The 15,632-nt window shown below is 52.0% G+C and carries 15 protein-coding genes and 1 tRNA gene; 3 read left to right on the top strand and 13 right to left on the bottom strand.

Annotated elements, in window-relative coordinates; all coding sequences use genetic code 11:
* Positions 1-70: 70 nt before the first annotated feature.
* From polA to HY774_16940, 11 genes are all read right to left on the bottom strand, one after another.
* Positions 71-2,749, bottom strand: coding sequence for a DNA polymerase I (gene polA / locus HY774_16890; GenBank protein ID MBI4750164.1), 2,679 nt, complete (start codon positions 2,747-2,749; stop codon positions 71-73).
* 201 nt (positions 2,750-2,950) lie between these two features.
* A complete protein-coding gene (dnaB, locus tag HY774_16895; GenBank protein MBI4750165.1) occupies positions 2,951-4,303 on the bottom strand; it encodes a replicative DNA helicase in 1,353 nt (450 codons plus the stop codon).
* A 49-nt stretch (positions 4,304-4,352) separates the two neighbouring features.
* Positions 4,353-4,490 (bottom strand): hypothetical protein, encoded by a 138-nt coding sequence (locus tag HY774_16900; protein MBI4750166.1) that lies wholly within the window; start codon positions 4,488-4,490, stop codon positions 4,353-4,355.
* 46 nt (positions 4,491-4,536) lie between these two features.
* Positions 4,537-5,013 (bottom strand): 50S ribosomal protein L9, encoded by a 477-nt coding sequence (locus HY774_16905; GenBank protein ID MBI4750167.1) that lies wholly within the window; start codon positions 5,011-5,013, stop codon positions 4,537-4,539.
* A gap of 247 nt (positions 5,014-5,260) precedes the next feature.
* Entirely contained in the window at positions 5,261-5,668 is a 408-nt protein-coding gene (gene rpsF / locus HY774_16910) for a 30S ribosomal protein S6 (GenBank protein ID MBI4750168.1), read from the bottom strand.
* A gap of 195 nt (positions 5,669-5,863) precedes the next feature.
* Entirely contained in the window at positions 5,864-6,460 is a 597-nt protein-coding gene (locus tag HY774_16915) for an aminoacyl-tRNA hydrolase (GenBank protein MBI4750169.1), read from the bottom strand.
* Positions 6,461-6,481: 21 nt separating this feature from the next.
* Entirely contained in the window at positions 6,482-7,048 is a 567-nt protein-coding gene (locus tag HY774_16920; protein ID MBI4750170.1) for a 50S ribosomal protein L25, read from the bottom strand.
* 53 nt (positions 7,049-7,101) lie between these two features.
* Positions 7,102-8,034 (bottom strand): ribose-phosphate pyrophosphokinase, encoded by a 933-nt coding sequence (locus tag HY774_16925; GenBank protein MBI4750171.1) that lies wholly within the window; start codon positions 8,032-8,034, stop codon positions 7,102-7,104.
* A gap of 175 nt (positions 8,035-8,209) precedes the next feature.
* A tRNA-Gln gene (locus HY774_16930) sits at positions 8,210-8,283 on the bottom strand.
* A gap of 26 nt (positions 8,284-8,309) precedes the next feature.
* On the bottom strand, positions 8,310-9,206 hold the full coding sequence (ispE, locus tag HY774_16935) for a 4-(cytidine 5'-diphospho)-2-C-methyl-D-erythritol kinase (protein ID MBI4750172.1): 897 nt from the start codon (positions 9,204-9,206) through the stop codon (positions 8,310-8,312).
* A 292-nt stretch (positions 9,207-9,498) separates the two neighbouring features.
* Positions 9,499-10,188: a PilZ domain-containing protein gene (locus HY774_16940; GenBank protein ID MBI4750173.1), complete on the bottom strand. Its 690-nt coding sequence runs from the start codon at positions 10,186-10,188 to the stop codon at positions 9,499-9,501.
* Positions 10,189-10,526: 338 nt separating this feature from the next.
* Here HY774_16940 and HY774_16945 point away from each other — a divergent pair, with 338 nt between their 5' ends.
* Genes HY774_16945 through HY774_16955 form a run of 3 tightly spaced genes read left to right on the top strand, consistent with a single transcriptional unit; the run spans position 10,527 to position 12,985 of the window.
* Positions 10,527-11,564, top strand: a complete 1,038-nt coding sequence (locus tag HY774_16945) for a GTP-binding protein (protein ID MBI4750174.1) — start codon at positions 10,527-10,529, stop codon at positions 11,562-11,564.
* Between the two features lie 39 nt (positions 11,565-11,603).
* Positions 11,604-12,713, top strand: coding sequence for a tetratricopeptide repeat protein (locus HY774_16950; protein ID MBI4750175.1), 1,110 nt, complete (start codon positions 11,604-11,606; stop codon positions 12,711-12,713).
* Between the two features lie 17 nt (positions 12,714-12,730).
* Positions 12,731-12,985, top strand: coding sequence for a 30S ribosomal protein S18 (locus tag HY774_16955; GenBank protein ID MBI4750176.1), 255 nt, complete (start codon positions 12,731-12,733; stop codon positions 12,983-12,985).
* A 539-nt stretch (positions 12,986-13,524) separates the two neighbouring features.
* On the opposite strand, the gene groL is transcribed toward HY774_16955, so the two are convergent.
* Positions 13,525-15,156 carry a chaperonin GroEL gene (gene groL / locus HY774_16960; protein ID MBI4750177.1) on the bottom strand — a complete coding sequence of 544 codons (1,632 nt, stop codon included), beginning with the start codon at positions 15,154-15,156 and terminating at the stop codon, positions 13,525-13,527.
* A gap of 112 nt (positions 15,157-15,268) precedes the next feature.
* Positions 15,269-15,586: a co-chaperone GroES gene (gene groES / locus HY774_16965; GenBank protein MBI4750178.1), complete on the bottom strand. Its 318-nt coding sequence runs from the start codon at positions 15,584-15,586 to the stop codon at positions 15,269-15,271.
* Positions 15,587-15,632 lie beyond the last annotated feature (46 nt).

A 15,632-nucleotide genomic window follows, 5' to 3' on the forward strand; every position in this document is an offset into this window, starting at 1 on the left:
TTAGGCCCGAAGGGTCGTTGTGTAATAGCCGTGGTGCGAAGCTCACGGTCCCGGCCAGAACCCCGGAACCCTATTTCGCATCCAGCCAGTTGTTGCCCAGGTGGACTTCAGCCACAAGAGGGACGTTTAGTTTATGAACCGTCTCCATAATTTCTTTGACGATTGCGGCCACGTGTTCGGCTTCGTCTTTGGGCGCTTCAAACAGGATTTCGTCGTGAACCTGCAGCAGCATCCGGGTTTTCAGGTCTTCGGTTTTGAACTGTTCGGCAATGCGAATCATCGCCAGTTTCATCAAATCAGCCGCGGCACCTTGAATTGGCGCATTGATGGCTTCGCGTTCTGCCCGTGAACGCACGGTGTAATTTCGACTGGTCAAATCTGGAAAGCGCCGCATCCGGCCAAACATCGTGCGAACATACCCGGTTTCGCGTCCTTTTTCCGGTGTTTCCTCCATATAGCGCTTGATGCCTGGATAGGTCGCAAAGTAGCTATCAATCGCTTTTTTGGCTTCCTTACGGCTAATCCCAACGTTGCGAGCCAGCCCAAAAGCCCCGACGCCGTAGGCAATTCCAAAATTGGTCGCCTTGGCCAGCCGGCGAGCCTGTTTGAGTTCTTCCGGTGTTTGCGCCCCAAACACCGCGCGGGCAGTTTTGGTGTGGATGTCTTCGTTGTGGAGAAACGCTTCAGTCATCACCGGATCACCCGTGATATGGGCCAGCAAGCGAAGTTCAATCTGTGAATAGTCAGCCGCAATCAGGATGTTTCCGTCTTCGGCCACAAATGCCCGGCGGGTACGGCGTCCAAATTCGGTTCGAATCGGTATGTTTTGGAGGTTCGGTTTGGTGGATGACAGCCGACCGGTTGCGGTTGCAGCCTGGTTAAACGTTGTGTGCAGCCGATGGGTCTGACCGTTGACCATTCGTGGCAGGACGGTCACATAGGTATTGAGCAGTTTCTCATACTCGCGGAATTCCAAAATCAATCGTGGTAATTCATAGGTTTCGGCCAGTTCTTCAAGCACTTCGGCACTGGTCGAAATCTTTCCGGTGGTTGTTTTCTTCGACACGTCATAGTTGAGCTTTTCAAAGACTTCCCCAACCTGTTGCGGCGAATTGATATTGAATTCCTGTCCGGCAAGGCCATGAATCTGACCCGTCAGCCGATCAAGGGCCACATGGATTTCCTTTTCCAGGTCCGTCAGGGGTTGCGGGTCAATCTTCACCCCAGCGCATTCCATATCAAACAACACATCAACCAGCGGCAATTCCATCGTCTCATAAACGCTGGTCAGTTCATCCATTTCCAGCCGTCCACGGAGCATCCGTGCCAGTCGGGAAGTTAAATCCGCCGGATCATGGTCTTTGAACTCTGTTTCGCCAACGCCAAGATAGGTTAAAGCCAGCGCCGGCAGGGCATACTCTTCCTGTTTGAGATTGGCATTGAGCAAATACGCCGCCAGCATCACGTCATCGTTGAGCCCTTCAAACCGAACCTTTTTCCCAAACGGCAAGCCTTCAAGGGTTTGGGAGAGCAAATCTTCGCCCGGTCCATAGGCGTGTGGAGGCCGGTTCAATGTATAGAGCGCACGCTTGGCATCGTGAACCTGTTTGGTAACCAGTCCATTTTCAAGCATTTCGGCCAGGGCTTCGCCGACTTGAAGCGAATTGAGAATCAGTTCCTGGTCAAGTTTCACCGCCTGCCCTGGTCCCAGCGAAACCGAACATCCACCAAACGCACCGTTCTGCTCGTCAACCGCAATCGCAAAACTATCGTGGGCAAACAGGCTATCAATAAATTTCAGGGCTTCGTCGGCTTTGGAAATCTGGCGATAGGTCCGTTTGACTTCAACGGTTTGCACCGGCGCGGCAGCCCGAGCGGCCGTGGCGCCGGCGGAAAATTCGCGCATCAGGGCTTTGAATTCGAGTTCAGCAAAGAGCGCATATGCCGCCGCCGTATCAGGTGGGCGCGCTGCAACGACATTCAAATCAAGTTCAACCGGCGCATCCTGGTGGATCGTCACCAGTTGTTTGGCCAGCAAAATCCGGTCGCGATTATCGCGGAGCGATTCGCTATACACACGGCGCTTGACCTCGGCAAAACCATCAAGTGCGGCATCCAGTGTCCCAAACTGTTGAATAATTTGAACGGCGCCTTTTTCCCCAATGCCGGGTGCTCCGGGAATGTTGTCAGAGCTATCTCCCCACAACGACAGCACATCAACGACCTTTTCCGGTTCAACTCCCATCCATTCAACCACTTCGGCCTTCCCACAGAGGATCATTTTTCCGCTTTTATTATCCAGCCGGAGAATTGAAACGTGATCATTAACAAGCTGGGTCATGTCTTTGTCGTTGCTCACAATCACCGTATCAATTCCCTGTTCGGTGGCTTTGCGGGCTAAGGTTCCAATCAAATCATCCGCCTCAAAACCTGACACCCTGGCCGTCGTCACGCCGAGCACGTCGCAGGCTTTGAAAATGTAGGGAATCTGCGTTTGCAAATCTTCAGGCATGACTTCGCGGTTGGCCTTGTATTCGGCATAGAGTTCCTGGCGAAACGACGGTTCTTTTGAGTCCATCGCGACCACAATGTAGTCGGGTTTGTAGTCACCGATCACTTTGCGCAGAATGGAGATAAACCCAAAAACAGCATTGGTTGGAATACCAGTGCTGGTTGCCAGTCCGCGAACTGCAAAAAAAGCGCGGTAGATATGCGCCATGCCGTCAACAATGAAGAGTTTTTTGGCCATATAATTGTTCAGGGTTCAGGGTTCAGGGTTCAGGGTTCAGGGTTCAGGGTTCAGGGTTCAGGGTTCAGGGTTCAGGGTTCGGGGTTCGGGGTTCGGGGTTCGGGGTTCAGGGTTTTCGAAAACCTTTTTCGGCCTTTTCGTCTTTTCAATCCTTATTTTCTGATTTCCCAGCTTTCACCATTGACCTGAGTCTTCAAGGATTCATCGCTCGCGCCAGAGATTATCAAAGCGGGTAAACTCTTTGATAAAAGCCATGTTGGCCGTTCCGGTTGGGCCATTGCGCTGCTTGGCAATGATGAGTTCAGCTAATCCGACATTTTCTTCGGTCGCATTGTACACTTCGTCACGATAGATAAAACCAACCACGTCGGCATCCTGTTCGATTGATCCGCTTTCGCGCAGGTCAGAAAGTTGTGGTCGGTGATCAGATCGGGTTTCCGAAGCCCGACTCAACTGAGACAGGGCAATGACCGGGACGTTGAGTTCTTTGGCCAATGCTTTGAGGTCGCGGGAGATTTGCGACACTTCCGTCTGGCGATTTTCAAACCGCCCTTTGCCGCGAATCAACTGTAAATAGTCTACGATCAACAAATCCAGCCCATGTTGAGACATCAACCGTCGGGCTTTGGCACGCATTTCCATGACGGTAATGCCTGGGGCATCGTCAATAAAAATCCGGGCCTGCGCCAGAACCTGCAGCGCCTCGCCGAGTGCCTTCCATTCGTCTTTATTGAGATATCCGCCACGCATACGTTGGGCATCCACCCGCCCCTGGGAACACAGCATGCGCGTGACAAGCGATTCCTTTGACATTTCAAGCGAGAAAATCCCGACGGATTTGCCGCTTTGAATCGCGATATTTTCAGCCAGATTCAAACAAAAACTGGTTTTTCCCATCGAGGGTCGGGCGGCAATGATGACCAGGTCCGAGTTTTGCAACCCATTGGTCAACCGGTCAAATTCCTCAAAATTTGTCATCAGCCCGGTCAAAAGTGCCGAGCGTTTTGAGGCGTCTTCGATGCGTTGGAGTTCAGGCCCGGCGACTTCTGCCACCGAGACAAACCCGGCCCGAATCCGATCTTCGCCGATATCAAAAATTTGTTTTTCAATTTGATCAACAATGCTTTCAGGGTCATCTTCCTGGTCCAGGCACGACGCAATACCATGCTGGCACACGCTGATCATCCGACGCAGCATGGCCTTGCCTTTAATAATCCGGGCATAGGATTCGACGTTGGAAGAATGCCCGACCCCATCCAGAAAGCTGGTCAGAAAAGCCAGCCCGCCAACCTGTTCCAGCTCGCCGGCACGGGCAAGTGCGGACTGCAGGGTAACCGGGTCAATCGGCATTCGCTGCTCAGCCAGCAAAATCATTTTTTCATAGATACGGCGATGGCTATCACGAAAGAAATCGTCGGGTTTGAGGAGTTCAATTGCCTGATAACACAAGGCGTTATCAATCAGGATTGATGCCAGCACACCCCGCTCGGCTTCAATACTTGAAGGCAAAGAACGGTCAAGCATTGGATTTGGATTGGGCGCATTTTTGGCCATGAGGCTACCTGTAACTCTATGATTGGGGAAAGTGGATTACAGACCGGCATCAGGTCACGTTGGGGTGTGCAACCTGAAGAGCAAGTGCCACGGGTTTGCGATCTTGCTCAAAGCATCCACCAAAACACACTGTAATGAGCAGTGCCAGAAACAGCAAGAGCGAGACGTTGCCTGTTACAAGCAACATTTCGCTCTCAAAAGATCTATCGAGTTTTCAACAGGTTAAAGTCAACCTATTTTGCGGCTGCTTCTGGTGTTGTGGAAGTTTCTTCTGGAACAACCACAATTTTGAGCAACGGTTTGACTTCGGCGTGGAGTTTGACCGCCACTTCATATTCACCCGGTTCTTTGATCGGGTCTTTCAACAGGATTTTCCGACGTTCAATTTCTGTGCCCTGAACTTTGAGCGCTTCAGCAATATCCATGGCTGTCACTGAACCATAGAGCAGGCCGTGAGCACCGACTTTGCGGGCAAAAGTCAACGTCGTGCTGGTCAACTGGTCGGCTGAGGTTTTGGCACTGGCCAGTTCCTGAGCGGCAAGTTTCAGCAAATGCTGCCGTTGACGTTCAATGAGGTTGACGTTGGTCGGCGTGGCTTCGACTGCCAGGCTGCGAGGGAGGAGATAGTTCCGCCCATACCCGGCACGGACGCGCACGATCTGACCGCGGGTTCCAAGGTTTTCAACATCGACTTTCAGTAACAATTCCATCGTGGCCATGACACATCATCCTTACTTTCAGAGCGTCTCGCTTCTGAGAGAATTCGGTCAACTCAATTGACCGACAACCAAGAAATTCACCACCAACCCGGAGCACATTTTAGGAATGAAGAGTTATGAATTATGAATGAGGCTCTGTTGATTGGACATCAGGTCAGGAAATTGCTCCTTCATTCTTCATCCTTCATTCTTATGCCTGTGGCGGGGACCAACTTTGCCGCATCAACGCAGCACAGCTTTACGCATTCGCATCATCCAGATCGGCCTCGTCGCCGCCCCGTGACCGTCGAGTGGTTTTTGACGACCGACGATCCTGAACTTTTTTGGCTCGCTTCAGGTCTTCATCAATCCGCACGGTCAGGTAGCGAATCACTGGATCCAGCACGCGCAACCGACGTTCGGTTTCCGCAATTTCCGCACCGCTTCCTTCGATGGTGAGCAGCACATAATAGCCTTCACGGAAGGTTTGATTTCCTTTGGGAATTTCATACGCCAGCCGCCGCCGGCCCATTTTGTCAGTTTTGGCGACTTTCCCGCCTTTATCACTGATGACATGAGTTAACTGGTTAATAATTTTGTCAATTTCTTCCTCTTCCAGATTGGGAAAGAGAATAAACATCACTTCGAAAATTCGGTTCGAACTCACAACAAAAACTCCTTCTGGATTTAGCTTTTACAGCCAAAGCCTCCGTCCGATGAATATGTCTCGCGAAAAACGGAAGCAAGGGAGGGAGCAAAATCAAATTATGAATTATGAGTTATGAATTATGAAATTTAGCCCGTGTTCAACCCTGATCACGATCAGTTTTTCATAATTCATAATTCATAATTCATAATTCATTCACTTCCCTGATTGAGGAGCAGGTTCCGTTCCCTGCCCGTTAAACTGTGCCATCGCCGGCTCAATGCCTTGAGTGATCCAAAGTTCGACGGCCCGACAACTCTGACTGAGGATGTCTTCAAGCCCTTCGCGCTCGCGGCTGGTAAAAGCCGCCAGGACAAAATCAGCCAGATTACCCACTGGATGCTCAGGCAAAATGCCTATTCGCAGGCGTGAAAACTCCTGAGTGTGTAATCTGGCAATGAGCGATTTCAGCCCGTTGTGCCCACCAGCGCTACCTTTTGGCCGCAACCGGAGCTTGCCAAACGGAAGTGAAATATCATCAACCACCACCATCAAGTCATCAGTCGGGTCTGCCTGATATTTGGTACAGAGCTGAGCCACCGACTGCCCACTCAAATTCATGTAGGTTTGGGGTTTCACCAGTAAAACCGACTCGCCAGCCAATGTGATGCGGCCCGTCAGGGCTTCACATTCGTTGAGTTTCACCGTGCGACCAGCTTCGGCAACCAGTCGGTCAATCACCATGAACCCAACGTTATGGCGTGTGTGGAGGTATTTCTCTCCTGGATTTCCTAACCCGACCAGAATTTTCACAGCTTATTTCAAGTTAAGGAATTATTGCGCACAGGCAGCGCTGACCACCGCTATCTTTTGATGGCTATCACTCAGCAGGCGCACTCCGTTTGGAAGCACCAGATCGCTGGCGAACAACTGATCGCCGATCTTGAGTTTGGTTACCGTGACATCAATGTGGGCTGGGATATCAGCCGGCAAACACTCCACAGTAACTTCGCGCACGCCGTGATCAAGGGTGCCGCCGAGTTTGACCCCTTCAGCGTCGCCAACCAGCCGAATTGACACTTTCACCTTCACTTTGACGGCCAGATCCACCCACAGAAAATCGGCATGGATGACATTTCCCCGAACCGGATGCAACTGCAAATTCTTGATTCGGACGGGTGTTTTTCCTTTTCCGGCAATATCAAGGTAAAAAATTGAGCTTCGTTTTTCTTCCGAACGCAGCAATGCCGCCAACTGACGGGCATTGACCTGGACGGAAACCGCGTCCTGACCACCAGAGTAAACACTTACGGGGACAATCCCTTCGCGTCGCATGCGGCGGGATTCGGTCGAGCCGGTTTTGGTTCGAGGTTCAGCACTCAGCGTGACATCAGAAATCATGACAAAACTACTCCTTACATGCGGCCTGTCTCCGGCGAAGTCCAACAGGTCGTTTAGATAAATAATTTGCTGACCGAAGTTGAGTTATGAATCGATTTAATGGCGTCAGCCAGCAACTTGGCAACACTCAGCGGTTTGATTTTTTGCGCCTCATCCACCACCCGCAAGGGGATGGAATTGGTGACCACTACTTCTTTAATCGGTGACGCCGCAATGCGATCCATCGCGGGGCCTGACAAAACGGCATGGGTACAGCAGGCATAAATGCCCTGGGCCCCTTTTTCCCGCAAGGCACCAGCCACCTGGGTCAGTGAGCCAGCGGTATCAACCATATCGTCCACAATCACCACATTCCGACCATTCACATTGCCAACAATGTTCATCACTTCAACAAAATTGGCACGTTCCTTTTCCCGGCGCTTGTCAGCCAGTGCCAGGTCAACCCCCAACCGCTTGGCATAAGCGCGAGCCCGTTCGACACCACCTGCGTCCGGGGCCACGACCACCAGATCCGGAATATTTTTGTTCGCCAGATATTCCAAAATCACGGGTGCGGCAAAGATGTGATCCACTGGAATATCAAAGAAACCCTGGATTTGACCAGCATGCAGATCCATGGTCAAAACCCGGTCAGCTCCGGCTTCAGTAATCAAATTGGCGACCAGCTTGGCCGAAATTGGCACCCGTGGACGGTCCTTGCGGTCCTTTCGGGCGTAGCCGTAATAGGGGATCACAGCCGTGATTCGGTCAGCCGATGACCGACGGAACGCATCAATCATAATCAGCAGTTCCATCACGTTGGCATCAACCGGTGGACAGGTTGGTTGAACAAGGAAAACGTCAGCCCCACGCACGTTTTCATTAATCTGATAGTTGAATTCTCCGTCACTAAACCGCGTGGTGTTGGCTTCCCCCAAAGGAATGCCCAGATGACGGCAAATTTCTTCAGCCAATGGTCGATTTGCGTTTCCAGAGAAGACCCGCATAAACAGTTGCCACCAAAAAAATCGGCGCCGCGGCCCGGTAACACGTGCCCTTCCAACACAGGCGGTCGAGTTAAAGGGAGGAGCGCCAAAACTCTGACATCACCGTGCCCAGCATTCCTGAGAGAGAGACTCCGTCAGTGTGACTGGGAACGACGACTGTCGCACAGGATAAATTTGGCTGGCGGGCAGGGAGTCGAACCCCGATTCTACGGTCCAAAGCCGCATGTCCTACCATTGGACGACCCGCCAGCAAAGAAGGCAAACTGGTACTTCTTTCAGTGTTTGGAAATTTGGGGATGAGAGAAATAAGCTTGAAATTCAGCGCGGTTGATGGTCCGACAAGGCCACAGGTGCCAGTGGTGGGCTTGTAACTGTCGTTGCGCTGTCTCCAAAGTTTCCCGATTTGGGAAAACCCCAAAAACAGTCGCCCCGCTTCCTGACATTCGGGCACTGAGCGCGCCTGAATCGTTCATTTCCTGCCAGACTCGGGCCACAATCGGGAACTCCTGAAAAACGCTTTCCTCAAGTGTGTTGTACAGAGACTGCAGGTAGGATGGGGGCTGAAAAAAGTAAGCGGGCAGTATACGTACTGAGTCTGGGCTTGTCAACTCGACTTTCAAAAGGCGAAAGATCTTGCCGGTGGGGACTTCCACGCCAGGATTGGCTAAAAGCAGATGTGACCATTCGAAATCAGGTACTGACTCAATCAGGTCACCGCGACCGGTTCCAGCAGCCGTCCCGCCAACCAGGAAAAAAGGAACATCCGCCCCAAGCCCGGCGGCTATGGTGTGCAACTCAGCGGCAGGCAACGATATGCCCCAGAGGTGTTGCAACGCCATCAAGGTCGTCGCGGCATCACTGCTGCCTCCGCCAAGCCCCGCCCCCAATGGAATATTTTTTTCGAGATGAATGCGTACCCCAGCGGCACAGCCAGTTGCGCGCTGGAGTTCCCGGGCGGCCCGCAGCACCAGATTGGTCTCATCCACGGCCAGATCGGGCCGGGAACAGGTAAGGTATATTTCAGATGAATCAAGCCGCTCAAAGGAGAGTTGATCCGCCAGCGAAATGGTCTGAAACAGGGTCAGAAGTTCGTGATATCCATCTGGGCGACGCCCAAGAACCTTGAGAAAGAGATTAATTTTGGCAAATGCCGGATATGTAAAAACAGTCATTGTCGAGTTCGGGGTTGGGGCATAAGCGCCAGGATAGGGAGCAGCGTCCGATCTGGACACGGGGACACGGAGACACGGGGAAAAAACCATTCCCCTGCTCCCAACCAGAGGTCATTCACGCTCCCACCGTTGGAGGGATACTCTCCTTGTCTCCCCAGCTCCTTGTCACACACCGACTCACCTTTCCTTATCCTGGCGCTTATAAGGTTGGGCAGCAAAGGAGGGCGTGGCTCAAAGCAACAGTGCCATTATATCACCCTGTCACCTTGTCAATTTGGTCATCTGATCACCGTTACACCTGAGACGGAGCTGATGGCATCGTCGCTTCTGATTCTGATTCGTCGCTTGAAGCAACATCGTCGTCGTCCTTCTCTTCGGCTGTCCGGGAGGCTTCGATCAATTCTTCTGAATACAACCACTTACCTGGTTTTTGGAGGAATTCAACCCCAAGCCGATGCCGCCCATCCTCATGACTTTTCCGAAGATTGCGAACCAGAGCAATCACATATTCTTCTTCATGCCCGGTTGGCGAAAACAAATGGACCTGATCGCGCAGGGCAAGGCTACGATGTGTCAGCAGGGTGGCACCTTTGGAACTGAGGTTTTCAACCGTGGCCAGTTCAGCAAAAAAGCGGTTGCGGTTGTCATGACCGACCAGAATGATCGGTTTATCAACCACAAACCGTGTGGCTTCCCGAGGTCGGGAAAATGGCGCCGCCTGGGGGAAAACAGTGGGTTGAGCCGCCTGAGGAGGTTCGATTTTTGGTTTGACGATTGGAGCATGAACCGCCTCCCGCAACCGATCCAACCGCGATTGTTCGGCTTGCTTGCCCTCCATAACCTGCCAGAGCAGGAGGTGAATCTCCATGTCATTGATGTTGCTCCACAACAACGCGTACAACTCCGCCAGTGCAGCGTCAAAGTCGCCGGCTTCGAAGTATTCACGCGCTTGCTGAAGATATTTTGGATCGGATTCAGTCATGGGCAGCCAGATGCCAGAGTAAAAAATCAAAAAATACAGTATTGGGTTAAAAGAAGTAACCGCAACGGGCAAAAACACACCTGACAAACATATATCACACGGAAGTCTTTCGGTTGAAAACAGATACCATATCTGAATCCGGAAAAACAGTCTTTTCCCAAACCCACCCCCTGAAACCATCTATTCTGAAACTAAGTCCTCAGGGGTTGAGAATTTTCCAGATTTAATGTTACGATTATAGCTTTCGTAAAAAACGGTCATTCCTGACCGGATTCGCTATTCATTTTCAGACGTTCAAAGTGCCCTGATCACCACGACAGTGCCGGTATTTTTTGTTGATGTTGTCATCCGCGTCCTCACTGCAGCCAATACCAACCTATATCCTGTCAGGATTCCTGGGCAGCGGGAAAACCACGCTGCTGGTCGAATTACTCAGATTTTCACGATTTCAGGGCCGCAAAGTCGCCGTCTTGATGAATGAGTTCGGCGATATCAATATTGATGGCGAATTGCTCACGGGTGAAGGGTTTAGCGTGATCGAACTGAGCGACGGCTGTGTGTGCTGCCAGATTGGCGAAGATTTCATCCAGGCATTTACTGAAGTGGCCCGGCGGTCACCGGAAATGATTTTTGTGGAAGCGACCGGATTGGCCGATCCGGTTGAACTTCTCGATCAAGCCACCATGCCCCATTTGCTCCCATTGATTCACGTGACCAAAATGGTGACGGTGGCGGATCCAAAAACTTTTCCACGGCTTTCAAAGGTGCTTGAAAAAATTGTGCGCCGACAGGTCCAGTTTGCGGATGCGGTGTTTATCAGCAAAACCGATGAAGCCACACCTGACCAGGTTGCTGAAATTCAACGGACCATCACCCACCTCAACCCTCAGGCCCCAATTTGGGCCGGCGTTCAGGGACACGTTCCGGATGATGCCGACTATCGCTGGTTGTTTACTGAAGAAGCCAGCGAAACACTTGCCGCCAAACGGGCAGCGATGCGGGCGGCGGTTGATGCACTCAGCGACGAAGAATACCAAACCCATCGTGATTTCCACACGCTCTCGTGCCGGCTGGTTCGCCCGCTCGAGCGCGAGAAGTTTGAAACATTTTTACGGCATCTGCCCCCCGAAATCTTGCGTGCCAAAGGATTTCTGCGTTTCGTCAATGACCCTCAACTGTGGGTTGTGATGTTTGTAAACGGAGATATTTACCTGCGACCCGCGCAGCTCTCGCCGGCCCCCGAAGAGCATTTGGTTTTTATCGGATCGATGCTGGATCACGCACGCATTGCTTTTGAACTGACGGCTTGTGAGGCAGGACGACGGTCATTGTCACTGGCCGAGCGCCTGACACCACCCGCAGTCACAGAAGCCTGATTTCCCATTGCAGAAGATAGATTGAAGAGAAGGAATTGTATGTCAAACGGCAAAAACCGAAAACCACGACGCAAAGAATCAGGTGCCAAGCAACCTGTGAACGTAGCCCAAATGCTCCAGCAAGGCCAAAAGGCACTCGAAGCTGGTCGCCCGGATGAAGCGCTGGAAGCTTTTGTGACCGCGCTTGAGTTGGATCCAGGCTCAGCCGAAGCCCATTTTCACTTTGGTGCCCTGTTACTTGATTCAGAAGAATTTGAAATTGGACTCGAACACCTGCAGGAAGCCCAGCGCCTGGCCCCTCAGGACGTCCGACCACTGTTGCTGCTCGGTGAGTTCTATCTGGAAGAAGATGAACTGGAGGAGGCGGAGCTGTATTTTCGACGAGCCGTCGGAATTGACCCACAGAACTCGTTCTGTTTCCACTATCTTGGAAACCTGTTGCTTGAACTGGGTCGCTATGAAGAAGCCCATTCCAGCTATGAAAAAGCGGTTGCCCTGAATCCGACCGAAGCCGTTCACCACCTCGGGCTGGGGAGCGTTTATGCCGATCAGGAACGCTTTGACGAAGCTCTGGTGAAGTTTCAGCATGCCTTGACATTAGCCAAGGACGACTGGCGCATCCATCACGATATGGCTGATTTGCTGGTGGCGATGGGACGTCCGGAAGAAGCCCTGCTCCACTATCGCAAAACTCTGGAACTTGATACCTACAACGTTGATGCCCGGTATGGCCTGGGAAACGCCCTGCTCTTGACCAACGACAGTGCTGGAGCAGTTGATGCCTTCAAACAAAGTTTGGAAGATGGGCTCGAAGCCCCACTGGCCTACATTAAATTTGGGATTGCCCTCACGCTCCAACACCGAGCCGAAGAAGCCCGTGAAGCCTTTCTGGAAGCGTTAAACCTGCTGGAAGAAGAGCAGGAAGAAGGCCACGCTCCTGAAACCCACTATGAATTGATCATTGCGGAGTTGGGCACCGGAAACAGCACCAACGCCCAAGATATTGCCGAACAACTGATTACCCACGGTAATCCGGACCCGGCTGCCCTGTCAGAACTGTTAACCGATTTGAAATTGCTGGTTCAATTACCTGGAGCCCAGGACGTCATTCATATTCTCAGCCGCCAAGCTGACCAATTTGTAAATTAAGAGGAAGGTGAGACCCCATGGAAGAACAATCGTCACTTCGCAAACCGTCCGGTAGTCGGTTGCGTGGCCCACGCCGCAAAAAACGCTGCCCATTGCTGGAGGATAAAATTGATTACATTGATTACAAAGATGTGAAATTGCTCAAGCAGTTTGTGAGCGAAAACCAGAAAATCCTGCCCCGCCGTCTGACCGGTGTCAGCGCCGCGATGCAACGTCGGCTGGCGGTTGCCATCAAGCGCGCCAAACAGGTCGCGTTATTGGGCTATAAGTAATACCAGTTTGTCGTCAGTAGTCAGTAGTCAATAGTTCACTAACTCCATTTGATTGAATTGTTTGACTATTTTCTAATACAAGGACTTCATTGCAAATTGGTATAACATTTGGGTCTGGGGCTGAAGGCTTGGAGCTTGGGAAAAGACAAGTTTTCAGTCATTTAGCTCCCGGCAAACCCAAAGATTTCATTCCAAGCTGAAGACTCTGAACAGGTCGAAAAAAGCGAGTGGCGATTCGAAAAAGGAGTGAAGGGAGGTCCCTTCATTCTGGTTTCCGGGTTCGCCCAAACCACTTTGGCGTCGCAACTCGCCTGAGACCGCGACTCACTTGAAAGCCTCCGCAAGGAGGCTTTTTCTTTGGTCGTATTACAACTTTCCCCAAAGAAAAAAGGCAGCGTCCAAATGGACGCTGCCTTTTTGAGACTTCAGGGCCTGGATTGTGAGAACCATGGGCTGAAAGCTGGGCTGAAAAAACTTCTTCAGCCCCTAGCCCTGAGTTTGCGAATCTTCAGCCCATTTTCTTGAGTCCAACCGGGTTTTTAATATTCACCCATGCCGCCGGGCATACCCGCCGGAGCCGCTTTTTTATCTTCAGGCAATTCGGTGATCAGGGCTTCGGTTGTCAGCATCAAGCCAGCGATTGACGCGGCATTCTGCAACGCCGTGCGTACAACTTTGGCTGGATCAATGATTCCGGCCTGCACCAGGTCTTCATACTGTTCGGTGGCCGCGTTGAAGCCAAATGATTCGATTTCGCTGCTCAACACCTTGCTCACCACGACCGCACCTTCCTGGCCGGAATTGGCCACGATTTGACGGAGTGGTTCTTCGAGCGCCCGGCGCACAATCTGCACACCAAAGCGTTCTTCTTCGTCACCATCAACTTTGAAGCTGTCGAGGGCCTGTTGAGCGCGGAGCAGGGTCACGCCGCCGCCTGGAACGATGCCTTCTTCAACCGCCGCACGGGTGGCGTGCATGGCATCTTCAACGCGGGCTTTCTTTTCTTTCAGTTCGGTTTCAGTGGCCGCACCCACTTTGATCACCGCCACGCCGCCGACCAGTTTCGCGAGCCGTTCTTGCAGTTTTTCGCGATCATAGTCAGAGGTCGTATTTTCGATCTGAGCACGAATCTGCTCGACACGGGCTTTGATGTCTTTGTCTTTGCCAGCGCCTTCGACGATGGTGGTGTTGTCTTTGTCAACCGTCACGCGCTTGGCGCGGCCCAGGTCTTCCAGTTTGACGTTTTCGAGCTTGATGCCGAGGTCTTCGCTGATCACTTTGCCACCAGTCAGCACCGCAATGTCTTCGAGCATCGCTTTGCGACGATCACCAAAGCCAGGGGCTTTCACCGCACACACCTGGAGGGTGCCACGCAGCTTGTTGACCACCAGCGTGGCCAGCGCTTCGCCGTCCACATCTTCAGCAATGATCACCAGCGGTTTGCCCTGACGAGCCACCTGCTCCAGCACTGGGAGCAGATCTTTCATGGAGCTGATTTTCTTTTCATGGAGCAAAAGCATCGCGTTTTCCAGTGACGCTTCCATCCGTTCCGGATCCGTCACGAAATATGGTGACAGATAGCCGCGATCAAACTGCATCCCTTCAACAACTTCGAGGGTGGTTTCGAGTGATTTTGACTCTTCAACCGTGATGACACCATCTTTGCCCACTTTTTCCATGGCTGAAGCAATAATTTCCCCAATCAGCTTGTCGCCGTTGGCTGAAATCGTTCCAACCTGAGCAATCGCATCACCTTTGACCACTGGCTTGGCCATGTCTTTGATTTTGGCCACGGCCACTTCGACGGCCCGTTCAATCCCACGCTTGAGGGACATTGGGTTGTGGCCAGCCGCCACCAGTTTGGCGCCTTCGCGGAAAATTGCCTGCGCAAGCACCGTCGCAGTGGTGGTGCCATCACCGGCAACATCCGAAGTCTTTGACGCCACTTCGCGCACCATCTGGGCGCCGGCGTTTTCCATATTGTCTTTGAGGTCAATTTCTTTCGCCACGGTCACACCATCTTTGGTGATGGTTGGACTGCCAAATTTCTTTTCAATGACAACATTGCGGCCCTTTGGACCGAGGGTCACTTTTACAGCATCGGCGAGTTGGTTGACGCCACGCAGAATTGCCTGACGTGACTCTTCTCCGTGAATCACTAGCTTGGCCATTGTAACTTGCTCCTTTTACGATAAGACAAATAAGTATTTATTAAGAAATAAACGACCCGGAAACGACTCAGACCAGCGCGGGCGCCGGCCTGGAATGGGTGCAACAGGAAAACTAAGCGGATTGACCCAGCGTGGCCCCTTCGATCACGCCCAAGATTTCATCTTCGCGCATGATGAGGAACTCTTCGCCATCAACTTTGATTTCTGATCCGGAGTACTTGCCGAACAACACCCGGTCGCCAGCTTTGACATCCAACGGGATACGGGTGCCGTCTTCTCTGACTTTGCCCCCGCCAACGGCGATCACATCGCCTTCCTGGGGTTTTTCTTTCGCTGTGTCCGGGATAATGATCCCACCGCGAATTTGTTCGCCTTCTTCACGGCGTTTGACAATGATGCGATCATAGAGCGGACGAATCTTGCTTGACATAGGCGTTAATGCAATCTCCTTGATTTCATTGAATTTAGCGTATGAG

It is taken from the genome of Acidobacteriota bacterium, assembly GCA_016208495.1.
Classification (GTDB): Bacteria; Acidobacteriota; Blastocatellia; order Chloracidobacteriales; family Chloracidobacteriaceae; genus JACQXX01.